Here is a 24,328-nt window from a genome sequence, read left to right as displayed (position 1 = left end):
GCCAGCAGCCCGTTTTACTCCTCTTCCAGCATCAGTTTCCAACCGGTGACATCATTCCAGTAGGCTTGCTCACGCTCCAGATCCAGCTGCACCAGCGTGTTCTGGCTCATGAAGCCCGCCGGGAAGGTGAGCGTCCAATGACCATCGTCCGTGCTCAATTTGAGCGAATCCGGTTTGGTGGTCGCCTGGCGCTGGTTATTCAGCAGCGTGCCGAGGCGCAGCAGGAAGACCATCGGTAGAAACTGTTTCTTTTTAAACAAGGTGAAGCGTGGCATCTCATCCTGCTTCACCGCTTTGCGATGGAAGCGTACCAGCGTGGCCAGCAGCATCTGTTGATCCTGATTAAAACCCGGCATATTTGAGTTTTGCAGGATATAGGCCGAATGGCGCTGCATGCCGCTGTGATTGATGGTCAATCCCACTTCGTGCAGCAGCGCCGCCCATTTCAGCAGCGCTGACAGCTGCGGATTAGCATGCTTAGGATTCTGTTCCTGCCACTGCAGATAGAGCTGTTCGGTGGTTTCCAGCACGCGACGCGCCTGGTCGCTATCAATCGCATAGTGATTTGCCAGGCTCTGCGCAGTGCGACTACGAATATCCTGATGGCGGAAACGTCCTTCCATCTCATACAGCACGCCTTCGCGCAACGCGCCATCGGAGAGACGCAGCTCGCGAATCGCTAACGCATCAAACACGCCACACAAAATTGCTAAACCCGGCACGAACACCGCTTTACGCTCTTCCGATAATCCCGGCAGGCTCAGGGCGTTAAAAGATTTATGCTTCAGCACTTCGCTGGTGAGCAGCTCCAGCGTTTCCGGGGTAATCAGCTTCTCTTTTTCGCCCATCGCCAGCAGCACTTCACAGGCGGCTTTAATCGAGCCCGACGCGCCCAGCGCGTATTGCCAGCCATGCAGACGATATTGCCACGCCATGGTTTCCAGCTTCTGCGCAGCGGACAGGCGCGCACGGCGGAAGTTCTCCGCTGAGATTTCTCCTTTTGGAAAATAGAGATTGGCGAAGCTGACGCAGCCCATGCGGCGGCTTTCCACCAGCTGTGGCTCAAAATCTTCACCAATGACCAGTTCCGTTGAGCCGCCGCCGATATCAATCACCAGCTTGCGGCCTTTTTCCGGCTGCGTATGCTCCACGCCCATGAAAATCAAACGTGCTTCTTCATTGCCGGAAATGACCTCGATAGGGTAGGGGATCACTTCGGCAGCGCGCTGCAAGAACTCTTCTGCGTTGCTGGCGATACGTAGCGTGTGCGTGCCGACGATGGTGACGTTGGCCGGGCTGAAGCCCTGCAAACGTTCAGCGAACAACGCCAGACAGCTCAGCCCGCGTTCAATCGCCTCTTCGCTTAGGCGATTTTGTGCATCCAGCCCATCGGCCAGATGTACGCGCTGTTTCAGGCGGCCCAGCACTTGCAAAGCGCCATCCACCACGCGGGCAATGACCATGTGGAAGCTGTTCGAGCCGAGGTCGATTGCCGCGAACTCCTGAGGTTTCGGCGTACTTTTATGTGAGATTGGCATAGGCGTTATTCGGGTTGTTCCAGTTTCTTGATGTAGTCGTAAATGGCCAGCTGCGAGCGGACTTTTTTACGGTTGCCACGCGGCACATAACGGTTACTCAGCTCTTTATCGACGATGCGGGCTTTCACCGTATCGCTAAACAGAATGGCAATGATGTCCAGTATGCGCTGCTTCACGCGTGGATCAAGAATCGCCACAGCCACTTCAATGCGGTGATCAATGTTACGCGTCATCCAGTCTGCGGAAGAGAGGAACACCTTTTTCTCGCCGCCATTCTCAAAAATATAGACGCGGTCGTGCTCGAGATAGCGGTCAACAATACTGGTAATACGAATATTTTCACTGATGCCCGGTAAATCCGGAATCAGGGAACACATGCCGCGCACCAGCAGATTCACTTTTACACCCGCTGATGATGCTGCATATAGCCGATCAACCAAACCATTATCTACCAGGTTATTGATTTTCAGCGTAATGCCCGAAGGATTCCCCTGCTGCGCATTGGCGATTTCCGCGTCAATCAGCTTATACAGCACGTCACGCGAGTTCTGCGGCGACACCAGCAGGTGCTCGAAGGTGACCGGGCGATACGGGTTTTCAATAAAGTTAAATACGCGACGTACTTCATTGGTAATGCGCGCATCGGCGGTCAGCAATGAATAGTCAGTATAAATGCGTGCGGTCTTTTCGTTGAAATTCCCGGTGCCGATATGCGCGTAACGCACCACCTCTTCCCCTTCGCGGCGCGATATCAGGAACAGCTTGGCGTGAATTTTCAGACCCGGCGCAGAGAAAATGACGTGCACGCCGGCTTCGGTGAGGCGTTTTGCCCAGCGAATATTGGCTTCTTCATCGAAGCGCGCCTGCAGTTCAACCACCACTGTCACTTTCTTGCCGTTGTAGGCGGCGTGAATCATCGCATCCATGATGCGCGAGTTCTTCGCCACGCGGTAAATGTTGATCTTAATGGCCAGCACGTTCGGATCGAACGAAGCCTGGCGCAGCAGCTCCAGCACGTGCTCAAAGGTGTGATACGGATAATAGAGCAGCACATCGCGATTGCGGATGGCATCGAAGCCGTTGCGGAAGCCATCAAAGCCAATGTGACGAATCTGCGGCAGCGGGCGGTTTTCCAGATTACTTTTACCGACGTTCGGGAAGCCGATGAAATCTTTGAAGTTATGATAACGGCCGCCGGGCACAATCGAATCATAGTTTGAAATCGACAGCTTATGGCGCAGCATTTCTACCATCGCATCCGGCATATCGCGCTGATAAACGAAGCGCACTGGCTCGGCATTAAGACGCTGCTTCAGGCTCGATGACATCAGCTCCAGCAGGCTTGATTCCATCTCCGTCACCAGATCGTACTCGGCATCGCGCGTCATCTTCATTGAATAGGCATTCAGCGTATCGTAATCGAAGAAGCCTTTAAAAATTTCATCCAGGCAATAGCGCAGAATGTTATCCAGCAGAATCATCGGTTTGCGACGGCGTGGCGATTCAGCCGGCAAGTTAATAAAGCGCGGCACTTTATCCGACGGGATCTCCAGCAGCGCATAACGCACATCGTCGCCGCGAATGATCTCGACCGCCAGATAAGTGTAATCGTCTTTCAGGAATTCGATCAGGTCGGTGTCATGGTTGATCAGAATTGGCGTAACGTGCTGGCGTAATTGATGTTTGAAGTAGTAGCGCAGCCACTCTTGCTGATTCGGTGACAGCTGGCGTTCGTTGATCAGGAAGATCTGATTACGCGCCATCTCCAGTAGCAAATCGTTATAGAGTGCATCAAACTCTTGATCCGATTTCTGCACGCGCAGCTGAATTTTTTTTAATAAATGACGCAGGGAAGTGGGCTTGCCTTGCTCTTCACTGATCAAAATTCGCCGCTTGAGATCGGCAAAGCGAACTTTGTAGAACTCTTCAAGGTTATTGGAATAGATTCCCAGGAAGCGCATCCGCTCAATCAGCGGATTACTTTTGTCCGAGGCTTCCTGCAATACGCGTTCATTAAAGCTTAACCAGCTTAATTCTTTTTCTATATACAGCTTATCCTGACCCATTCTGACTCCGAGATGCTGATGCTGGACGGAATGTCCGGCGGAAAAAGCGCAAAAATGCGGTACCGCTCAGTGTCCGTCACCATTATGGCGAGAGTATGGCAGGCTTGTCCAACGTCAAAGGTTGTCTTATCAATCAGCTACGGGCAACATAGCGACTTGTTTCCACCGGTAACCTGGCCTGCATGAGCATAAATCGTATTCCTGTCCACTTTAGCGACCGTCGTCGACGCGCCACTGATACTTTTGTGCGCCGCGTAGTCACTGCCTGTGGCGTGGGAATTTTGCTGCTGATGCTGCTGCTATTCTTTTGGTTGATCTGGGTGGTAGTGCCGTTGTTCAGCGCGCCGGGCATGCACGCCACCACCAACATCCAGCTCTGGGATAAAGCCCCGACGCTGGCGATGGGCAGCGATGGCCATCTGGGCTGGCGCATTAGCCGCAACGAAGCACGTTTTATTCCGCTCGATGGCCAGCCGGCCGGACCGGCGCTGGCACTTAATGGCACGCCTAATGCGGCGGTCACCAGCAGCGATAACCGCAGCGTGCTGCTCAATATGCAGGGCGAACTGCTGTTAATGCAACCGGTTATCAACAATGACAGCGGCGAATGGCGTTTCCCACTTGGCGATCGGCCGCTGCATCTCCCTCAGGGGCCGGTCAGCAACATGGCGTTGACGTCGCTCAGCGATGATCGCTGGCTTATTGCCGCGCAAACCGCCGCGGGCATCACTCTGTTAACGCTGGAAAATCAAAAACCAGTACAACAGATTCTTTTGCCGCAGCAGCAGGCTGAGCATCTGCTGCTATCGCCAGATGGCACGCTGCTGTACGCCAGCAGCGGACGTTTGCTGCGCGTTTGGCAAATCACCGCGCAGGCTGCGCAGCTGCGCGAAACCCAAACCCTCAATCTGCCGCCGCAGAGCCTGCATATGCTGGCGGGCGGTCGTAGCTTGCTGATTCAGGATGCGCGTGGCGTGCAACAATGGTTTGCGATTGCGGGTGATAAAGGGCCGCGCCTGCAGGCGATTCATACTTTCAACGGCAGCCAGAATGCGCTCGGCGTTGCGCCTGAAGCGCAGCGTCGTGTCTTTGCCACTTATGACGCACAGGGCAACATTCAGCTGTTCGCCAGCAAGCAGCTGGGCGCGATATTAACGCGTCAGCTGGCACCGGGCATTCAGGCGCTGGCGTTCTCGCCGCGTGGTGATGGCTTAATCATTGAGCGAGCCGGGCAATGGCAACAGTTTGCGCTGGATAATCCGTGGCCAGACTTCACCTGGCGCAACCTATGGCAAAAAATCTGGTATGAAAACTATCCGCAGCCCGACTGGGTATGGCAATCCACGGCGGCGGGAGATAGCTATCAGGCCAAGTTCAGCCTGATGCCGCTGGTGCTGGGCACGCTGAAAGCCGCCAGCCTGGCGCTGCTGTTTGCTACGCCGCTGGCGTTGGCTGCGGCAATGTATACCGCGTGGTTCATGTCGCCCGCTTTACGCCGTTGGGTGAAACCTGGCATTGAAATGATGGGGGCGCTGCCGAGCGTGGTGATTGGTTTAATCGCCGGCGTCTGGCTGGCGCCGCATATCAGCACCGCGCTGGTCGGCGTTTTGCTGCTGCCGCTGGTACTCGCCGCCACGTTATTATTATGCGGCGTGCTCAGTCCGCGTTTGCCTGCAAGTTGGCGACGTCCGGGTTTTGAAGTGATTCTGCTGCTGCCGGTGCTGTTCGTCATGACGTTACTCACGCTGTGGCTGCCAACGCTGTTTTGGCCGGAAATGGGTGAACGCTTAGCGCATTACGAACAGCGCAACCTGCTGGTAGCCGCGCTGGCGATGGGTTTTGCGCTGGTGCCGCTAATATTCACCTTATCTGAAGATGCGTTATTCAGCGTACCGGGTGCGCTGGGGCAGGGTTCGCTGGCGCTGGGCGCCACGCCGTGGCAAACCCTGACGCGCGTCGTGCTGCCGGGCGCCTCCGCGGGTATCTTTGCCGCCTTAATGATTGGTTTTGGCCGAGCCGTCGGCGAGACGATGATTGTGCTGATGGCCACCGGTAATACGCCAGTGAGCGAAGGTGGCCTGTTTACTGGCCTGCGTGCGCTCTCCGCCAATATCGCCATTGAAATGCCCGAAGCGGCGGCCGGCAGCGCGCATTACCGCATTCTTTTCCTCAGTGCCTTGCTTCTGCTGATCTTCACTTTAGTGATCAACACCATTGCCGAATTGATTCGTCAGCGCCTGCGCCAACGTTACAGCCAGCATGAGGGCCAGGGATGAAAGCGATGCAACAGAACGATCGCTGGCGCTGGCTGACGGCCGGGGCTGTCGCGGTGTGTCTACTGGCGTTTACCTTGCTGATTGGTCTCCTGGGTTGGCAGGGCGTACGCGCCTTCTGGCCACAACCAGTCGATCAATATCAGTTCCAGCCGCCGGAAGGCAGCGCGGTGATGGTGCTGGGTGAAACGCTGCAAAAACAGCAGCAGGGCGCGCAGTGGCGTTACGTGGTGAAAACCGGCAACCGCGATTTTGCTGCGCCGGATTTTCGCGTGCTGTATAGCCAGGGCGCAGCGAAAACCCGTCGACCTGCTGATGTGATAGTGCTGCAGCGCCGTAATGGCGGCAATGCGTACGGCTGGCTGGTGGAGCTGCGTCAGGATAATGAAGTGATGACCGCACGCAGCCGCGATGCCTTGCTGCATCAGCGTTTGCAGCAGGTGCATGAGCAACTGCGCCAGGCGAGCCAAATTCGCCGCATTGATATGGCGCGTCTTAACGCGCAGCTGGAGAGCCTGCAACAGCAGGCCGATGAGCAGCAGCGCAACGGCACTTTCAACCTCGAAGTGCAGTCCGAGTTTGATGCTAATCGCACGGCGTTACAGCGCCGCTTTAACGCGCTGGCGCAGCAGTTAACGCATCTGCAGCAGGAAAGTCAGCGCGATACGCTGGTGCTGCGTGATGTGCAGGGCGTTGATCATACCCTTCCGCTGGCGCAGGTTGTTGATGCGTGGTACCCGAATGCCATGACATTAACCAACAAAATGCTGCACTTTTTCAGTCAGATTTGGCAATTTGTCAGCGATTCACCGATCTCCGGCGGCGGCGAAAGTGGCGCGTTTCCGGCGATCTTCGGTACCGTGCTGATGGTGCTGCTGATGTCGATAATTGTGATGCCGCTAGGCGTTATTGCCGCGCTTTGGTTGCATGAGTATGCCGGGCGCAACGCATTGACGCGCCTGGTGCGCATCGCGGTGGTTAACCTGGCGGGCGTGCCATCCATTGTTTACGGCGTGTTTGGTCTCGGCTTCTTTGTCTGGCTAATCGGCGGCACGATTGATCAGCTGTTCTTCGCCAGCGCGTTACCTAATCCCACCTTTGGCACGCCAGGTTTACTGTGGGCCGCGCTAACGCTGGCGCTGCTGACGCTGCCAGTGGTTATCGTCGCGACCGAAGAAGGATTGTCGCGTATCCCGGATAATCTGCGTCAGGGATCGCTGGCGCTGGGCGCAACCCAGGCGGAAACGCTGTGGCGCGTGGTGCTGCCGCTGGCGGTACCGGCAATGCTGACTGGCCTGATTCTGGCCGTGGCGCGCGCAGCCGGAGAAACCGCGCCGCTGATGCTGGTGGGCGTGGTGAAAATGGTGCCAGAGCTGCCGGTGGATGCGGTATTCCCCTATCTGCACCTCGATCGCAAATTCATGCACCTCGGTTTTCAGATCTACGATTTGGCGTTCCAAAGCCCAAATATTGACGCTGATCGACCGCTGGTTTACGCCACTGCATTGCTGCTGGTGGTGATCATTCTGTCGCTCAATCTGCTGGCCATGGCGCTGCGTCATCGGCTGCGTGAGCGTTACCGGCTCATGACGCACTAAAAAGGTTTTCTGATGACGCGCGATCACGACATTGCTCTTACCGTTAATCAGCTATCGCTGTGGTACGGCGAGCGCCAGGCGTTAAATAATATTGATCTGCAGATCCCCAAAAACCGTATCACGGCGCTGATTGGTCCTTCCGGCTGTGGCAAATCCACGCTGCTGCGCTGTTTTAATCGTATGAATGATGTGATTGATCGCTGTCGCATTGAGGGCGAAATTTTACTCGATCGTTACGCCGTGATGCAGGCGAATCAGGATCTTCCCGCCCTGCGTCGCCGCGTAGGCATGGTGTTTCAGCGACCGAATCCGTTCCCGAAATCGATCTACGAAAACGTGGTGTACGGCCTGCGCTTGCAGGGCGTGCGCGATCGACGCGTGCTGAATGAAGCCTGCGAACGTGCGCTGCGTGCCGCGGCGCTGTGGGGCGAAGTGAAGGATCAGCTGGGGCAGAATGCGTTAACGCTCTCGACCGGTCAGCAGCAGCGTTTAGTGATTGCGCGCGCCATTGCGATTGAACCCGAGGTGTTGCTGCTGGATGAGCCGACGTCGGCGCTCGATCCGATTTCAACTCTGGTGATCGAAGAGCTGATGACCACGCTGAAGCAGCATTTCACGCTGGTGCTGGTGACGCACAACATGCAGCAGGCGGCGCGGGTGTCGGATTACACCGCGTTTATGCATAACGGTCAGCTGGTGGAATTTGATGAAACCGATCGCATCTTTACCTCGCCAAAAGCGCGACGCACCGAAGATTACATTACGGGAAGGTTTGGTTAATGACGGTCGCCATGAATGGCGACCCTACATCGTAGGGTGCGCATTTATGCGCACCAGAGAAATCAGTCGTGGGCGTAACCCTGCGGCGGCAATGGTTCACCATCCAACCACGCTTTACCCGCACGCATCTGCAAACGCCCATCAACAAACCAGCTGATGACCAGTGGATAAATTGCGTGTTCCTGATGCTGCACGCGCGCGCTGATGTCATCTTCGCTATCGCCCGCAAACACCGGCACGCGCGCCTGCAAAACGATCGGTCCGCCATCCAGCTCGTCAGTCACAAAATGCACTGAGGTGCCATGCTCCTCGTCGCCGTTTTCCAGCGCCTGACGATGAGTATGCAAACCCGGATACTTCGGCAATAGCGACGGATGGATATTCACCAAACGATCGTGATAGTGCGAGACGAACGCCGGACTGAGGATACGCATATAGCCGGCGAGCACCACCAGATCGGGCGCGTAAGCATCAATCTCCTGCATCAGCTGGCGATCAAAAGCATCACGGTCGGCAAACTCGCTGGCGGCTAACGCGTGGCCGGGAACATGGGCTTCCCGCGCGCGCGTCAAACCATAGGCGCTGGCTTTATTACTGAAAACGGCAGCAACGCTGCCGTTAATCCGCCCGCTTGCGCAGGCATCGAGGATGGACTGAAGATTGCTTCCGTTGCCGGAGATCAGCACAACCAGTTTTTTCATGGGTTAATAACCACACGCTCTTCAGCATCAGAGGCTTTAATCACACCAATTTTCCACGCTTTTTCGCCAGCGTCGGTCATTAGCTGTACCGCTTTATCCGCATCCGCTGGGCTCAGCGCAATCACCATGCCCACGCCGCAGTTAAAGGTGCGGTACATTTCGTGACGGCTGACGTTGCCGGCCTGCTGCATCCAGGTAAATACTGACGGCCACTGCCAGCTGCTCTCTTCCAGCACGGCTTGGGTGTTGTCTGGCAACACGCGTGGGATATTTTCCCAGAAGCCGCCGCCGGTCAGATGTGAAATCGCATGCACATCAACCTGTTCAATCAGGCTAAGGATGTTTTTCACGTAAATGCGGGTAGGTGCCAGCAGGTGATCGGCCAGTGATTTGCCGTCCAGCTGCTTGGTTTCTGGATCGGTCTGGCTGACTTCCAGAATTTTGCGCACCAGCGAGTAACCGTTCGAATGCGGGCCGCTGGAACCCAGCGCAATCAGCACGTCGCCGTCCTGCACTTTCGAACCGTCAATGATTTCTGATTTTTCCACCACGCCAACGCAGAAACCGGCCACGTCGTAATCTTCGCCGTGATACATGCCTGGCATTTCAGCGGTTTCGCCGCCCACCAGCGCACAGCCCGACTGCAAGCAGCCTTCGGCGATGCCGGTGATGACCGATGACGCGGTTTCTACATCCAGCTTGCCGGTCGCGTAATAATCGAGGAAGAACAGCGGCTCTGCACCTTGCACGATCAGGTCGTTGACACACATCGCAACCAGATCGATGCCGATGCTATCGTGGCGTTTGAGATCCATCGCCAGACGCAGCTTGGTGCCGACGCCATCAGTTCCGGAGACCAGCACCGGCTCGCGGTACTTTTGCGGCAGCGCACAGAGCGCACCGAATCCGCCCAATCCACCCATCACTTCCGGGCGGCGGGTTTTTTTCACTACGCCTTTAATACGGTCAACCAGATCGTTACCAGCATCGATATCGACACCGGCGTCTTTGTAGCTGAGAGAGGTTTTGTCGGTCACTGCGGAATCCCCACGCGAGTTGCGGTTGGTGGCAAAAATTAAGCGCGGCAATTCTAACAGCGCAGGCAAACGTTTGCGAGTCCCATCTCACGCTGCCTTTGCACAGCGTCAGATTTTCGCCAATCCTTACTCTTGAGCTGATTAAGGCAAGCCATTGACCGATGACAAGTGGCGCGGCGGCGAAAAGGCGGTATAATCCGGCGATTTTTTTTAGCTCAACTCAATTCCGGGAGAACAATCATGAAGATCGTGGAAGTCAAACACCCGCTGGTCAAACATAAACTGGGCCTGATGCGTGAGCATGATATCAGCACCAAGCGTTTCCGCGAGCTGGCCTCGGAAGTGGGCAGCCTGCTGACCTATGAAGCTACTGCCGATCTGGAAACCGAGCGCGTAACTATCGAAGGCTGGAACGGTCCGGTCGAAATCGATCAGATCAAAGGTAAAAAAATCACCGTCGTTCCGATTCTGCGTGCGGGCCTGGGCATGATGGAAGGGGTGCTCGAGCACGTACCGAGCGCGCGTATCAGCGTGGTTGGCGTCTATCGTGATGAAGAGACGCTGGAGCCAGTACCGTACTTCCAGAAGCTGGTATCGAATATTGAAGAGCGCCTGGCGCTGGTGGTCGATCCGATGCTGGCAACCGGTGGTTCCATGATTGCGACTATCGACCTGCTGAAGAAAGCCGGTTGTACCAGCATTAAAGTGCTGGTGCTAGTGGCCGCGCCGGAAGGCATTGCGGCTTTAGAAAAAGCGCATCCGGATGTGGAGCTGTACACCGCATCTGTCGATCAGGGATTGAACGAAAAGGGATACATCATCCCGGGACTCGGCGATGCCGGGGACAAGATTTTCGGAACCAAATAAAGCAACCAGCCGGCCAGAGAGTCGGCTTTTTTTTGTCTAAAAACACAACAATGTCATCCTTGAGTTATTCACGCCAGGGCAACGCAGCCATAGCGTGAAGAACGCAGAGGATAGGGGATAATAATGACTCGTCGCGCTATTGGCGTTAGCGAACGCCCACCGCTACTGCAAACCATTCCACTCAGCCTGCAGCATCTGTTCGCCATGTTTGGCGCAACCGTGCTGGTGCCAATTCTGTTCCACATCAACCCGGCGACGGTGTTGCTGTTCAATGGCGTCGGTACGCTGCTCTATCTGTTTATCTGTAAAGGCAAAATTCCGGCCTATCTCGGCTCAAGCTTTGCCTTTATTTCGCCGGTGCTGCTGCTGTTGCCGCTCGGTTATGAAGTGGCGCTTGGTGGCTTTATCCTCTGTGGTTTCTTGTTCTGTGTGGTGGCATTGATCGTGAAGAAAGCCGGTACCGGCTGGCTTGATGTGATGTTCCCGCCGGCGGCGATGGGCGCGATTGTGGCGGTTATCGGCCTGGAACTGGCGGGTGTGGCGGCGAATATGGCTGGTTTGTTGCCGGCTGACGGTACCTCGCCAGACAGCAAAACCGTGATCATCTCGATGGTGACGCTAGCGGTCACCGTATTTGGTTCGGTGCTGTTCCGCGGCTTCCTCGCCATCATCCCGATCCTGATCGGCGTACTGGTGGGTTATGCGCTCTCGTCTGCGATGGGCATTGTTGACTGGAGCACGGTAGAGAATGCGCCCTGGTTTGCGCTGCCAACCTTCTACACGCCACGCTTTGAGTGGGTGGCTATGCTGACCATTCTGCCTGCCGCGCTGGTGGTGATTGCCGAGCATGTCGGCCACTTAGTGGTGACGGCCAACATCGTGAAGAAAGATCTGATTCGCGATCCTGGGCTGCATCGCTCCATGTTTGCCAACGGTTTATCCACCATGATCTCCGGCTTCTTCGGCTCAACGCCAAACACCACTTACGGCGAGAACATCGGGGTAATGGCGATTACCCGCGTTTACAGCACTTGGGTGATCGGTGGCGCGGCAATCTTCGCTATCCTGCTCTCTTGCGTTGGCAAGCTGGCGGCGGCAATCCAAGCGATTCCGGTGCCGGTCATGGGCGGCGTATCGCTGCTGCTGTACGGCGTGATCGGCGCATCGGGTATTCGTGTGCTGATCGAATCCAAAGTGGATTACAACAAGGCGCAGAACCTGATCCTGACGTCGGTGATCCTGATTATCGGCGTGAGCGGTGCCAAAGTGCACATTGGCGCCGCCGAGTTAAAAGGCATGGCGCTGGCGACGATTGTTGGCGTGGGCCTGGCACTGATTTTCCGTTTAATCAGCCTGTTACGTCCTGAAGAAGTGGTGCTGGATGCGGAAGAGAAGCGCGAAAGCTAAGGCTGCAAGCCGGGCAGGGAAGCCCGGTTCATCTCCGACAAAGATCGTGATAAACTTGCGCGGTTTTCTGCCCGCTCATCCGTTGAGGTACTTCTGAACACGCCGGCACAGCTCTCACTGCCACTCTATTTACCCGATGATGAAACCTTCGCCAGTTTCTGGCCGGGGGAAAACACGTCTCTGCTGGCGGCGCTGCAAGGCGCACTTTCACAGCAACACGGCAGCTATCTCTATTTCTGGTCACGCGAAGGCGGCGGCCGCAGTCATTTGCTGCACGCAGCCTGCGCCGAACTCTCGGCGCGCGGCGAAGCGGTGGGTTATGTGCCGCTGGATAAACGTACGTGGTTCGTACCGGAAGTGCTGGAAGGCATGGAGAATCTGGCGCTGGTATGCATCGATAATATCGAATGTATTGCGGGCGATCCCGAATGGGAAATGGCGATCTTCGATCTCTACAATCGCATCCTGGAAATCGGTAAAACGCGTTTACTGATTACGGGCGATCGACCGCCGCGCCAGCTGAATCTCGGCTTACCGGATCTGGCTTCGCGTCTTGATTGGGGGCAGATCTACCGTTTGCAGCCGCTGTCGGATGAAGACAAATTGCAGGCGATGCAGTTGCGTGCGGGATTACGTGGCTTTGAGCTGCCGGAAGATGTTGGGCGCTTCCTGCTGAAACGACTCGATCGCGAAATGCGCACGCTGTTTGATACGCTGGATCGCCTCGATCGCGCCTCCATTAGCGCGCAGCGTAAACTCACCATTCCCTTTGTTAAGGAAGCGCTGGATCTTTAACGCATTGTAACGAATGGCTTTAAGCTGAATTAACCGCGCCACATGCCGTAGCGGCGCAATTCATTGCGCGATAAATCGCGCCGCTACGGAACGTGCGATGATTTATTCACGCTTAAGCGATCGGCATTAAGCCATGAATGGCGACCCTACGTGCGCGGTTTACGTAGGGTGCGCATTTATGCGCACCTGGACATTATCCCTTCTGATACACCTTGAAGCGCTTTTGCAGTTCACGGAACTGATCGATGCGCGCGTCATAGCGCGCCTGCTTCAGGCTGCCGAGCGGTACCTGCGCACTGGCGCTGCTCAAGGTGCTTATGGCCTGATCGAGTTGCCCATTTAGCGCTAAACCTTCGGCACGCGCCGAGAGTTCTTCATCACGCAAGCCCTGTGCGGCCGAAGCCTGCGCCAGCAGATCCCAGGCGTTGAGATCGTCCGGATGCGCGAAAGTGTAGCGGTTGAGAATGCGGCTGGCGTTCGCCGGCTGTTTCGCTTCAACATAGGCGTTGGCGAGGTTCAGTTGCAGCACCGGATTGGTGCTGCTGCCTTTGGCGCTACTCAGCATGGTGATTGCCTGCTGTGGCTGGTTCAGTCCGATGTCGATATCGGTCATGATATCGAGAAACCAAACGTTGTCCGGCTGCTTCGCCAGCAGCGGCGCAATCACACGCTTCGCGCTATCAAAGCTTTTCGCCTGCAGGAACTGCACTGCTTTACCGTACTGCGCCGCTTGCTGTTCACGCACGTTGCCTTTGCTGTACTCATTTAACAAATCATCGGTCAGCTGATTACGGCCAGTAGAATACATGCCCAGCGAGCGCACCTTAGCCATATAAAAATCCTGTGAGGATTGCACCACCACTGGACGCATCTGGTTGGCACGGTTGCGCGCATCGGCCAGGCGGCTGTCGGGCAACGGATGCGTTAGCAAAATTTCCGGCGGCTTGGAGGAGAAGCGGCTTTGATCGGCCAGCTTTTGCAGGAAATTTGGCATCGCTTGCGGATCGAAGCCGGCCCGTTGCAGCACCTGGATGCCGATGCGGTCCGCTTCCTGTTCATTGCCTTGCGTAAAGCTGATGATGCCTTGCTGCGTGCCCGCCAGCGTACCGGTCAACGCTGCCATGCCTGCTTGTGGACTGGCCATCGCCAGCAGAATGGAACCCAACGCACCCACCCAGGTAAGGGGCGCGTTACGTTTCTGCTCTTCCATGGCGCGCGCCAAATGGCGCTGAGTCACGTGCGAGATTTCATGCGCCATGACCGAGGCGAGCTGGCTTTCATTATCGGTGTAGCGGAACAGCGAGGAGTGCAGCACTACATTGCCGCCAAAGAAGGCAAAAGCGTTAAGCTCATCGTTTTGAATCAGAAAGAAGTGAAACGGCGTGCGTACCGAATTGGCGTGCGCCACCAGACGCTGGCCAAGTTCATTAATGTATTGATTTAGTAGCGGATCGTTAATCAGTGGCGCACTGGCACGCAGCTGGCGCACGTAGAAGTCGCCCATCTGCAATTCCTGATTAATCGACAGCGTTGAACCTGCCGTGGTGCCCATATCAGGCAGCGTATCACTCAGGTCGGCACGCGCACTGAGTGCGGGCGTAAGCAGCAGCGTAGGAATAAGGGCTGCCAGCACTGATTTTTTCAACCGGTTAAACATGCCTTGATCCTGTAAAAGTCACCTGATTTTGGACAGGTAAGAGGTTCAAATGTTCTGCGCTCTCATCCATTTGTGCAGCGCGCTCTATCTTAACCAGCCTGCCGCGACAAGCAAAGCGTGTCGCTAAATGAAGGTGAAATGAAAAAATGGTTGTGATAATGAAAAATTGCAGCAAAAAATTGAATAGCTGTGCGCTTATAAATAGGCGTTGCTTAACATCAAAACTTAAAGTTAAGTAAAGTTGCTCAAAATTACTGAATTTGGCATGAACTTTTCCAGGTTTACTCTGAAAAGCAGTGGACAATCTGAGGTATTGGCCCATTTTATCCATCAATTAATTTAATCGTGATTGAGACGCGCGTTACGCGCTATACAGTTATTAACGGATAGATTTTAAACGCACGTAAACTTATTTCCTCTGGATTGTGCTCACCATTTCACGGCCAGCCATTTCTGCGCTTTCCCCGCCGTAACAATCGAAAGGCTTTTTCAATTAACCCTGCTAATTATTTTTCGCGCAATGAATATACCGGACACCCCGTCAGTACAGGACTTTTGCCCAGCGTGCGCTGTGGTATAGATAAGGCACTTTATTCAAACGGACTGTGAATTGACGCGCAGTGCATGCCGGAGAATCTTTATGCGTTCTGTTGTTTCATATGCCCTGATTGCCATTGTGGGTGGTTTTGTGGGCGCCACCGTGAGTAAAGGTGATGACCTGTATCAGCGCGTGGTAAGTCATTTTTCCTCCGAACCGACCGATCCGGATGGTTTCTGGAGCACTCCCGCCGTCGATGGCTACGGCAAAATCCATTATGAAGCTGACGCGGCATTTAAGCCGGTTGTGGGCCTGAGCAACAAAGTGGTGTTTCAGATCACCAAAAGCGAAGGGGATATGAAGCGGCCAAATCTTGGACTGGAGCGCGTGGCGCGCGTGGTCAATCTCTATATCGCTTCAGGCGTACCAGCCGAGGATCTGCATTTTGTCGTTTCGGTAACCGGTGATGCCACACCCGCGATGCTGGATAACGCGCATTTTCAGCAGTTTTACAAAGCCGATAACCCGAACTTAGCGCTGATTGGCGCACTGAATAAGTTGGGTGTGAAGGTGTCGGTGTGCGATCAGTCCGTGGCGTTCCATCACTTCCCCAAAGCGTGGATCGACGCTTCCGTGATTCATGCTCTCTCCAGTCCGACCACCGTGTCGACGCTGGAAAATCAGGGTTATGCCCTTTTACAGATGTAAATTTCAGCTACAGGAGAAGTGAAATGCGTCCAGCATCCTATATTGTCATCGCCGCACTGGCAGGTTTTGTCGGCGGTAATGTGTTACAGCTTCCGGAATGGGTAGATAAAGTCAGCGGCAAGTTTGCGGACAAGAAAAGTGAACCCGCCGATTTCTGGAGCACACCTGCCATCGCGGGTTATGGCAAGATCCACTTTGTCAGCGTACCAGACTACAATCCCGCCGCCACGCCGGGTTTGAGCAATAAAGTTGTCTTCCAGATTAACCGCAGCGAAGGCGATATTCGTCAGCCCAACCTTGGGCTGGAGCGTGTGGCGCGTGTGACAAACCTCTATTACGCGGCGGGCGTACCGCTGGATCAGCTGAAGTTTGTGGTATCGATTAACAGCGATGCGGTGCCAGCGGCGCTGAATAACGACCAGTTCCGCAAAGCGTATGGCACCGATAACCCAAACCTTAAGCTGATTGATGAGCTTAAAAAGGCGGGCGTGAAAGTGACTATTTGCGATCAGTCGGTGGCTTTCCATCAGCTGGAACGTAACTGGATTGATACCCGCGTCACGCATACGTTGTCGAGTGGTACCACCGTCGCCTCGCTGCAAAACGAAGGTTATGCCTTCCTGATGTTGTAATTTCTGACTGACAGCAGTTGGCGCTGCTGTCATCTTCCCGTCATTTTTCCGCGATGTTGCTGTCACAGTTCGCCGCTAGTTTAAGCGCCAATGAGATCGATCTCATTGGTACTTTACGAGGCGAATATGTCCGATTTGATCAGTGTGGCCAAACTGGCTGGCGTTTCTCGCGCCACCGCCGCACGCGCTTTTTCCGATCCGCATCTGTTGCGCACTGACACCTTGCAGAAGGTGTTGATGGCATCCGAACAGCTCGGCTTTCGCCCCAATCATATTGCCCGCCAGCTGCGTACCCAGCACTCCACCACGCTCGGCGTGCTGCTGCCGTCACTGCTCAATCCCATCTTCGCCCGCCAGCTGCAGGCGATGGAGCGCCAGGCACGCGTGGCCGGTTATGGCTTGCTGGTGGCGACCAGCGATTATCAGCCCGAGCGTGAAGCGGCCATTGTTGAACACATGCTGCGCCAGCGCGTCGCCGGTTTGGTTCTGACCGTGGCCGATGCCGACCACAGCGCGGTGCTGCAAACCTTACAGCAGGCGGAAATGCCGTTTGTGCTGACGCATAACGTGCCTCAGGAGAGTCATTGGCCAGCGATTTGCGTCGATAACCGTCAGGCGATGCAGGAAGCCACTGACCATCTGCTGGCGCTTGGGCATCGCCACATCGGCATGGTGGCAGGGCCAATGCTGCAATCGGACCGCGCGCGTCTGCGCTATCAAGGCTATGGCGATGCGATGCAGCGGGCGGGATTGCTTCCGCTGCCGGTGATCGAAATGGCCAGCCACACGCAATCTGATTTCGCGCGGTTGCAGCCTCAGCTGCAAGGCGATACGCCGCTCAGCGCCGTAATTTGTACCAATGATTTGCTCGCCATCAGCCTGATTGGTGCCGCGGCACGCGCTGGCGTGCGCATTCCAAAGCAGCTGTCGGTAATGGGCTTTGATGGCATTGATATTGGCGAGCACATGGCGCCCTCGCTGGCGAGTGTCACACAGCCAGTCGATCTGCTTGGCGCTGGCGCTATCGACATGTTGTTACAACAGGCCAGCCGCGGTACGCGCGTGCTGCCACATCAAATACGGCTCGGCGCCAGCATCGCCGCCCCCGCTTTATCTTTGATCGCTAACTCCAGGGAACCATCATGACGCTGCATAAAAAAGTAAAAATCGTTGCCGGTGCGCTTGTAATCAGTGCCGGTTCGCTGTTCAGCATGACCTCTCACGCCGCCGATACCGCGATTTGCTACAACTGTCCGCCCGAATGGGCTGACTGGGGAACCCAGCTTAAAGCTATCGCCAAAGACACCGGTATTCAGGTGCCGCAGGACAACAAAAACTCCGGTCAGGCGCTGGCGCAGATGGTGGCGGAGAAAGGTAATCCGGTGGCAGATGTGGTTTATTACGGCGTCAGTTTTGGCATCCAGGCCGACAGCGCCGGCGTTATCACCGGTTACCAGCCCGCCCATTGGGACGAGATCCCAGCCGGCATGAAAGATCCGGACGGCAAATGGGTGGCGCTGCACTCTGGCACCATGGGCTTTATGGTTAACGTTGATGCCCTTGGCGGCGCACCGGTACCGCAATCCTGGGACGACCTGCTGAAGCCAGAATATAAAGGCATGATCGGCTACCTCGATCCGGCCAGCGCCTTTGTGGGCTATGTGGCGGCGGTGGCGGTGAATCAGGCGAAGGGCGGCAACATGCAGGACTTCACGCCTGCGCTCAACTGGTTCAAAAAATTGCAGGCCAACCAGCCGATCGTACCGAAGCAGACTGCCTATGCGCGCCTGATTTCCGGTGAGATCCCCATCCTGCTCGATTACGACTTCAACGCCTATCGCGCCAAATATAAAGATCACGCCAACGTGGCCTTTGTTATTCCCAAAGAGGGCACGGTAACGGTGCCGTACGTCATCAGCCTGGTGAAGAACGCACCGCACCCAGCCAACGGCAAAAAAGTGATCGACTACGTGCTGTCGGATAAAGGTCAGGCAATTTGGGCCAATGCCTTCCTGCGTCCGGTGCGTCCTTCAGCGATGTCGGCCGACGCGAAGAAATTCTTCCTGCCAGATAGCGATTATGCACGTGCGCAAACCGTGGACTACCAGCAGATGGCGGATGCGCAGAAAGCCTTCTCGGCAAAATACCTGAGTGAGATTCGTTAATGTCGATGTCTGACACCCTGGCGACCACGCGTCGCCAGATTCGCACACAGCCGGGCAGCCGCTGGCTGTGGCTGACGCTGCCCGCGCTGTTATTCTTCTGCGCCTTCTGGCTGTTGCCGTTTGCCCGGTTGCTGCAAATGGGGATGCAAGAAGACCGCAGCACCCAACACAGCGGTTACTGGACGGTACTCAGCCAGCCGCATTACCTGGTGAGTTTGCTAAACACGGTACTGCTGTCGCTGGCGGTGACGCTGGTGACGTTAATGATTGCCGCCATCGTTGGCTGCTTCCTCGCGCGCCAGCGTTTTGCTGGACGCGGTATCTTGCTGGCACTGCTGACGTTTCCGCTGGCGTTTCCCGGCGTGGTGGTGGGCTTTCTGGTGGTGATGCTCGCTGGACGTCAGGGATTGCTAGCGCAAATTAGCCTGCACCTGGTGCATGAACGCTGGACGCTGGCCTATTCGCTGGCCGGTCTGTTTATCGGCTATCTCTATTTCTCGCTGCCGCGCGCCATCGTCACGCTGGTGGCAGCCAGTGAAAAACTCGATCGCTCGCTGGAAGAGGCGGCACGTTCGCTCGGTGCCAGCCAGTGGAATATCACCTGGGATGTGATTGTTCCCGGCCTGCAGCCCGCGCTGCTCTCGACCGGCGCACTCTGTTTTGCCACCAGCATGGGCGCGTTTGGCACGGCTTTTACTCTCGGCACCGATTTGGCGGTGCTGCCGCTAACTATCTACGGCGAATTCACCAACTATGCCAACTTTGCGACGGCTGCCGCGCTATCGGTGGTGATGGGCGGATTCGCCTGGCTGGCGCTGATGCTGGCGCGTCGTCTGGCGCAGGCTAAGGGGGCGCAATGAGACGTCGCGGCATGTTTAGTCTGCAACTGCTAATTACCACCTTTACCGCGCTGTTTATGATCGTGCCGGTGGTGCTGTCGATGCTGGCAGGCGTGACCAATAACTATTTTATCGGCCTGCGCAGCGGCCTGACGCTGAAGTGGGTTGAGCAGGTGTGGCAAATGTACGCTGATACCTTCTGGCTCTCGCTGCTCATCGCGCTGTTCTGCCTGCTGGTGACCTTAGTGATTGGCGTGCCGGCGGCGTGGGGCTTGCTGAAAGCGCCGGGACGCTGGGCGGCACGCATTGAAGCGTGTTTGATGCTGCCGGTGGCGCTGCCGGGGTTGGCCACTGCGCTGGGTATTATTCTGCTCTACGGCCAGTTTTCCGGCCTGCGTGATAGCTGGCTGTTCATCCTGATTGGTCACGTGCTGTTCACCTTGCCGTTTATGATGCGGCCGGTATTGGCAGTCATGCAGGCGGTGGATATGCCGCGGCTGGAGGAGGCCTCGGCCAGTCTTGGCGCCACGCTGTGGCAGCGCTTCTTTACCGTGGTGGTGCCGAACTGCCGCAACGGTATTCTCGCCGGGGCTTTTATGGTGATTACGCTCTCGGTGGGCGAATTCAACATTACCTGGATGCTGCACACGCCGCTGACCAAAACCTTGCCGGTTGGCCTTGCCGACAGCTACGCCTCGATGCGGCTGGAAGTGGGATCTGCCTACACGTTAATTTTTATTCTGATGATTCTGCCGCTGCTGCTGATGCTCAATGCCGTGAATCACTGGCTTAACCGCGCGGTCTCGCGCCAATACAAGGAGGCGGCATGAATCCTTTGGCCGTTACCGTAACGCTGCGCCGCTGCGCGCGTCATTTTCACCACCATCAGGCTCTGCAACCGCTCGATCTCACCGTCCATCCCGGCGAAACGCTGGTGCTGCTGGGGCCTTCCGGCTGTGGCAAAACCACCACGCTGCGCATTATCAGCGGACTGGAGAGCTGCGATGCAGGGGGGGAAGTGTGGTTTGACGATCGCAACGTCACCGCCTTGCCGATTGAAAAACGCAACGTCGGCATGGTGTTCCAGAACTACGCCTTGTTTCCAAATCTGAATGTGGCGGAGAACGTGGCATATGGGCTGAAAGTGCAAGGCGTGGCGCGCGCCGAACGGGAAGCGCGCGTGCAGGAGATGCTTGAACTGGTGGATCTCAGCGCGCTTGCACAGCGCAGTATCGACAAACTTTCCGGCGGGCAAAAGCAGCGTGTGGCGCTGGCGCGTGCGTTAGCCGCACGACCCAAAGTGCTGCTGTTTGATGAGCCGCTGGCAGCGCTGGATGCGCGCCTGCGCGATCGTCTGCGGCTGGAAATTGGCGCACTGTTGAAAAAACTGGCGATCACCGCCGTTTACGTCACTCACGATCAGCAGGAGGCGATGGCGCTCGGCGATCGTATTGCGGTGATGGAGCGGGGCCGTTTGGTGCAAATCGATACGCCGCAGAATATCTACCAGCAGCCGGCTTCGAAGTTTGTCGCCGATTTCGTTGGGGCAATTAACTGCGTGGATGTGGATGCGCGCGGCAATCCGCTGCGTTTCTGCCGTCCTGAAGATGTGCTGCTGGCCAGCGACAATCGCTATAGGCGACAGGGATTTATCCTGGCCAGTACCTTTTTAGGTGCCTCGCAGCGGTTGATGATCGACATTGGGCTGGCGACACCGATTCAGGTGGATCGCCACGCGCGTGAAGCCTGGCATGCCGGACAGCCGGTGAGCTGGATGCTGGCGCAGGACGCCGCGCTGCAATTTGCTTGACAGGTTTTCAGCTGCCCGATGCGCATAAATGCGCATCCCACCGTGAACGGATGCGGTTTTGTAGGATCGCCATTAATGGCGTAATGCTCGTCAGTTAAGCGTGAATCGGTCACCATGAATGGTGACCCTACGTGGATATCGCCGGGTTTTCGTAGGGTGCGCATTCATGCGCACCTGCATAAACAGGCATTTTTTTTCTTAAGTGAGCGGCATTACGCCATTAATGGCGACCAACAGGCGCTTACATATCCAGAGGAAAAGAGTTGTGTCTGAAGCCATGACGTTGATCGCGCAAATCAGCGATTTACACATTAAGGCGAACGGTCGCCTGTCGTACAAAAAAGTGGATACCCAGGCCGCGCTGCTGCGCGTGATTGAGACACTGAATCGCCTGGCGCCGCGCCCTGATATGGTGGTGATTACCGGTGATTTGGTCGATTTTGGCACGGCGGAAGAGTATCAAACCCTGCGTCTGGCGCTGGGGCAGCTGCGGTTGCCGTATCGGTTGATGCCCGGCAATCACGACGATCGCCAGGGCCTGCGGGCGGCGTTTCCCGATCATCACTATCTGCAACGCGGTGAAACGCTGAACTGGCAAGGGCAAGTAAAAGGCGTGCAGCTGCTGGCGCTGGATTCCAGCGTGCCGCAGCAGCCGTGGGGCTATGTCGATGAAACGCAGCTGCAGTGGCTGGATGAGCAGCTGCAGCGTGCGCCGCAGCTGCCGACGCTGGTGCTGTTGCATCATCCGCCCTTTGCCTGTGGTATTGAGCATATGGATAAACAGCCGCTGCGCAATCCCGATGCACTGGCGGCGATTATCCAACGCCATCCACAGGTGGAGCGCGTGCTCAGCGGCCATTTGCATCGTTCGGTACAGGCGCGTTTTGCCGGGACGCTGGCGTGCGTTGCGCCTGGCGTATCGCATCAGGTGGCATTTGATCTCGCGGAAAATGGCCCGGCAAACTTTGTGCTGGAGCCGCCCGGATTCTTGTTACATCGCTGGCATGCAACGCAGGGCATGAGTACGCATCTGTGTGCCATTGGGGATTATCCGGGACCATGGCCGTTTTACGATGCGAATGGCCTGATTGATTAGTTCCAGCCTAGAGAAAGAATTGCGTGGGTCTGCCAGGATGCGTCGTGCTCAATCTGGCTTGTCGGTGTACAATTGTCCGTTCCTTCACCAGGACAAAGTATTCCAACAATAACAAGACTGTCAGGCACTCGAATTTATGAATCTACTCATTAGAGCGGGGGCGTTATGTTAGCGCGTCTCCGGCCAAAAACAGACCTGCGAACCCTGATCGCGCTCTTAGCGATTACCAGCATCGTGATCACGCTGGCCAACACCTTGTACGCCACCTGGCGCGTGCAGCGTATGGTCCTAATCGAAAGTACTTTGGAAGCCAATCGCGCTTACGCCGCTAAACTGGCAGCCACGACCGAAGTCTTCTTTCAGCTGGCTCAGTCGCAGCTGCACTACAGCGCGACGCAGTTGGGCAATGATTTTGATAATGCCGATCTGGCGCAGCAGGAAGTGAACCGCCTGCGTGAGCAAACCAACAGCTTTAACTCGGTTGCGGTAGTGGACAGTAATGGGATTGTGAAAGCGATTTCGCCGGAATCACTGATGCTGAAAGGCATGCAATTGACCAGCCAGTCATCGCATGAAGCGCTGGCAAAGCGTCAGCCGATGGTAAGTAAGCCCAGCATCTCTGCCGCCAATAACCTAATTGTCTTTGTCTCCTGGCCGATCATCAGCAAAGACGGCCGCTATCGAGGCTATGTTGGTGGCACCATTTATCTGAAAAAGAAAAGCATTCTGAACGCGCTGCTCGGCGAGCAGTACTATCGTGATGGCACCCATGTTTACGTGTTGGATCGCAATAATCAGGTGCTCTATCACCAGAATAGCCAGCTGATTGGCAAAAGTGTGCCTGGCATCATTAGCGATCGCCAGCGTCAGGAGCACACCAACGGGGAAGTGCAGCTGACCGAAGGGGATGTGCCCAAACTTGCCGGCTACGCCATCGTCCCCACGACCGGTTGGATGGTGGTGGCATTGAAGCCGACCCATGTTACGCTGGCGCCGCTCTCGGGTTTGTTATTGAAAGTATTGAAAAACTCGGTGCCATTTGCGCTGCTGACCCTGTTGGTGGCGGTGATTCTGGCGCGATTGATTGCGCTGCCGCTTTGGCAATTGGCGCGGAAAGCCAGCCAAATGGATTCACAGGGCGTATCGAGCGAGATTCGTGGCATTCGCGCCTGGTATTTTGAAGCGGCGCAGGTGAAACGCGCGCTGCTCACCGGCATTGGCTTAGTGCAGGACAAGATTGGCCGACTGAAATCCGAAGTGCAAACCGATCCCATGACTAATCTGCTTAATCGACGTGGCCTGAGCGCGGTACTCGACTACTTCGCCACCATGCGCCAGCCTTTTTCGGTGCTGGCGCTGGATATCGATCACTTCAAGCGGGTTAACGATACCTTTGGCCATGATGTCGGTGATGAGGTCATCAAGCATGTCGCGCGAACTCTGCGTAACAGTGCCCGTCAAACCGATGTGGTGTGTCGCAACGGCGGGGAGGAATTCCTGATGCTGCTGCCGGCCACATCAGTGGAGGATGCACGTATACTGGCCGAACGTGTGCGCACCAGTATCGCGGAAAACTGGATTGACGATGTGGGCAATGTCACGCTGTCGGTGGGCATTGCCGATTGGCAGCCTGATGAGGGAACGCAGGAGCAGAGCCTGAAGCAGGCCGATGCCGCGCTCTATCAAGCAAAAAACGCCGGACGAAACTGCGTGATGATCTCCGGTCAGGATGCGTTGGTCAGTAGCATTACCCATTAACCCTCCCTTTCATGCACATTGTGCAGCGGCGCAATTTATTGCGTGATCTATCGCGCCGCTTCA

Annotated in this window: 21 protein-coding genes; 15 read left to right on the top strand and 6 right to left on the bottom strand. The window is 56.0% G+C overall.

All coding sequences use genetic code 11. The annotated features are described in order from the left end of the window. Positions 1–14 precede the first annotated feature (14 nt). The gene (gene ppx / locus AC07WB_RS14165; RefSeq protein ID WP_097096445.1) at positions 15–1,538 is read right to left on the bottom strand and encodes an exopolyphosphatase; all 1,524 of its coding nucleotides are present in this window, start codon (positions 1,536–1,538) and stop codon (positions 15–17) included. A gap of 5 nt (positions 1,539–1,543) precedes the next feature. Continuing rightward, positions 1,544–3,604: a polyphosphate kinase 1 gene (gene ppk1 / locus AC07WB_RS14160; RefSeq protein ID WP_097096446.1), complete on the bottom strand. Its 2,061-nt coding sequence runs from the start codon at positions 3,602–3,604 to the stop codon at positions 1,544–1,546. 182 nt (positions 3,605–3,786) lie between these two features. Here ppk1 and AC07WB_RS14155 point away from each other — a divergent pair, with 182 nt between their 5' ends. Genes AC07WB_RS14155 through pstB form a run of 3 tightly spaced genes read left to right on the top strand, consistent with a single transcriptional unit; the run spans position 3,787 to position 8,255 of the window. After that, entirely contained in the window at positions 3,787–5,880 is a 2,094-nt protein-coding gene (locus AC07WB_RS14155) for an ABC transporter permease subunit (RefSeq protein ID WP_494940698.1), read from the top strand. Beyond that, complete coding sequence (gene pstA / locus AC07WB_RS14150; RefSeq protein ID WP_494940697.1) at positions 5,877–7,475, top strand: phosphate ABC transporter permease PstA; 1,599 nt, start codon at positions 5,877–5,879, stop codon at positions 7,473–7,475. The genes AC07WB_RS14155 and pstA overlap by 4 nt, the downstream gene beginning before the upstream one ends. A gap of 12 nt (positions 7,476–7,487) precedes the next feature. Then, positions 7,488–8,255 carry a phosphate ABC transporter ATP-binding protein PstB gene (pstB, locus tag AC07WB_RS14145; RefSeq protein WP_494940696.1) on the top strand — a complete coding sequence of 256 codons (768 nt, stop codon included), beginning with the start codon at positions 7,488–7,490 and terminating at the stop codon, positions 8,253–8,255. A 62-nt stretch (positions 8,256–8,317) separates the two neighbouring features. On the opposite strand, the gene purN is transcribed toward pstB, so the two are convergent. Both purN and purM read right to left on the bottom strand, forming a co-directional pair. After that, positions 8,318–8,956, bottom strand: a complete 639-nt coding sequence (gene purN / locus AC07WB_RS14140; RefSeq protein ID WP_494940695.1) for a phosphoribosylglycinamide formyltransferase — start codon at positions 8,954–8,956, stop codon at positions 8,318–8,320. After that, positions 8,953–9,993: a phosphoribosylformylglycinamidine cyclo-ligase gene (purM, locus tag AC07WB_RS14135; RefSeq protein ID WP_345828754.1), complete on the bottom strand. Its 1,041-nt coding sequence runs from the start codon at positions 9,991–9,993 to the stop codon at positions 8,953–8,955. Before purM ends, purN begins: the two co-directional genes overlap by 4 nt. Before the next feature lie 240 nt (positions 9,994–10,233). Here purM and upp point away from each other — a divergent pair, with 240 nt between their 5' ends. The 3 genes from upp to hda all read left to right on the top strand — a co-directional run bounded on the left by upp (position 10,234) and on the right by hda (position 13,062). After that, positions 10,234–10,860, top strand: coding sequence for a uracil phosphoribosyltransferase (gene upp, locus AC07WB_RS14130; RefSeq protein WP_007884850.1), 627 nt, complete (start codon positions 10,234–10,236; stop codon positions 10,858–10,860). 123 nt (positions 10,861–10,983) lie between these two features. Continuing rightward, the gene (gene uraA, locus AC07WB_RS14125; protein ID WP_097096451.1) at positions 10,984–12,267 is read left to right on the top strand and encodes a uracil permease; all 1,284 of its coding nucleotides are present in this window, start codon (positions 10,984–10,986) and stop codon (positions 12,265–12,267) included. A gap of 93 nt (positions 12,268–12,360) precedes the next feature. Beyond that, positions 12,361–13,062 carry a DnaA inactivator Hda gene (gene hda / locus AC07WB_RS14120; protein ID WP_400457125.1) on the top strand — a complete coding sequence of 234 codons (702 nt, stop codon included), beginning with the start codon at positions 12,361–12,363 and terminating at the stop codon, positions 13,060–13,062. 193 nt (positions 13,063–13,255) lie between these two features. On the opposite strand, the gene bepA is transcribed toward hda, so the two are convergent. Together bepA and AC07WB_RS14110 are read right to left on the bottom strand one after the other, a co-directional pair. Beyond that, a complete protein-coding gene (gene bepA, locus AC07WB_RS14115) occupies positions 13,256–14,719 on the bottom strand; it encodes a beta-barrel assembly-enhancing protease (RefSeq protein WP_400456785.1) in 1,464 nt (487 codons plus the stop codon). Next, positions 14,712–15,050 carry a hypothetical protein gene (locus AC07WB_RS14110; RefSeq protein WP_494940694.1) on the bottom strand — a complete coding sequence of 113 codons (339 nt, stop codon included), beginning with the start codon at positions 15,048–15,050 and terminating at the stop codon, positions 14,712–14,714. The genes bepA and AC07WB_RS14110 overlap by 8 nt, the downstream gene beginning before the upstream one ends. A 309-nt stretch (positions 15,051–15,359) precedes the next feature. Between AC07WB_RS14110 and AC07WB_RS14105 the strand changes: the two genes are divergently transcribed. The 9 genes from AC07WB_RS14105 (at position 15,360) to AC07WB_RS14065 (ending at position 24,265) form a co-directional block, all read left to right on the top strand. Continuing rightward, entirely contained in the window at positions 15,360–15,965 is a 606-nt protein-coding gene (locus AC07WB_RS14105; RefSeq protein ID WP_097096455.1) for a DsrE family protein, read from the top strand. A gap of 23 nt (positions 15,966–15,988) precedes the next feature. Then, positions 15,989–16,597: a DsrE family protein gene (locus AC07WB_RS14100; RefSeq protein ID WP_097096456.1), complete on the top strand. Its 609-nt coding sequence runs from the start codon at positions 15,989–15,991 to the stop codon at positions 16,595–16,597. A 126-nt stretch (positions 16,598–16,723) separates the two neighbouring features. Further along, a complete protein-coding gene (locus tag AC07WB_RS14095; protein ID WP_494940693.1) occupies positions 16,724–17,743 on the top strand; it encodes a substrate-binding domain-containing protein in 1,020 nt (339 codons plus the stop codon). Next, positions 17,740–18,762 (top strand): ABC transporter substrate-binding protein, encoded by a 1,023-nt coding sequence (locus AC07WB_RS14090; RefSeq protein ID WP_097096458.1) that lies wholly within the window; start codon positions 17,740–17,742, stop codon positions 18,760–18,762. Before AC07WB_RS14095 ends, AC07WB_RS14090 begins: the two co-directional genes overlap by 4 nt. Continuing rightward, positions 18,762–19,622 carry an ABC transporter permease gene (locus AC07WB_RS14085; RefSeq protein ID WP_494940692.1) on the top strand — a complete coding sequence of 287 codons (861 nt, stop codon included), beginning with the start codon at positions 18,762–18,764 and terminating at the stop codon, positions 19,620–19,622. Before AC07WB_RS14090 ends, AC07WB_RS14085 begins: the two co-directional genes overlap by 1 nt. Then, positions 19,619–20,431, top strand: a complete 813-nt coding sequence (locus tag AC07WB_RS14080; RefSeq protein WP_400456778.1) for an ABC transporter permease — start codon at positions 19,619–19,621, stop codon at positions 20,429–20,431. The genes AC07WB_RS14085 and AC07WB_RS14080 overlap by 4 nt, the downstream gene beginning before the upstream one ends. After that, the gene (locus AC07WB_RS14075) at positions 20,428–21,411 is read left to right on the top strand and encodes an ABC transporter ATP-binding protein (protein ID WP_097096461.1); all 984 of its coding nucleotides are present in this window, start codon (positions 20,428–20,430) and stop codon (positions 21,409–21,411) included. The genes AC07WB_RS14080 and AC07WB_RS14075 overlap by 4 nt, the downstream gene beginning before the upstream one ends. Before the next feature lie 277 nt (positions 21,412–21,688). After that, positions 21,689–22,507: a phosphodiesterase gene (locus tag AC07WB_RS14070; RefSeq protein ID WP_494941075.1), complete on the top strand. Its 819-nt coding sequence runs from the start codon at positions 21,689–21,691 to the stop codon at positions 22,505–22,507. Positions 22,508–22,672: 165 nt separating this feature from the next. Continuing rightward, positions 22,673–24,265 (top strand): sensor domain-containing diguanylate cyclase, encoded by a 1,593-nt coding sequence (locus AC07WB_RS14065; RefSeq protein ID WP_494940691.1) that lies wholly within the window; start codon positions 22,673–22,675, stop codon positions 24,263–24,265. Positions 24,266–24,328: the final 63 nt, after the last annotated feature.

This window comes from Pantoea sp. GW821-FHT03E06 (genome assembly GCF_059420725.1).
This window is presented reverse-complemented; position numbering and strand designations above follow the sequence as displayed.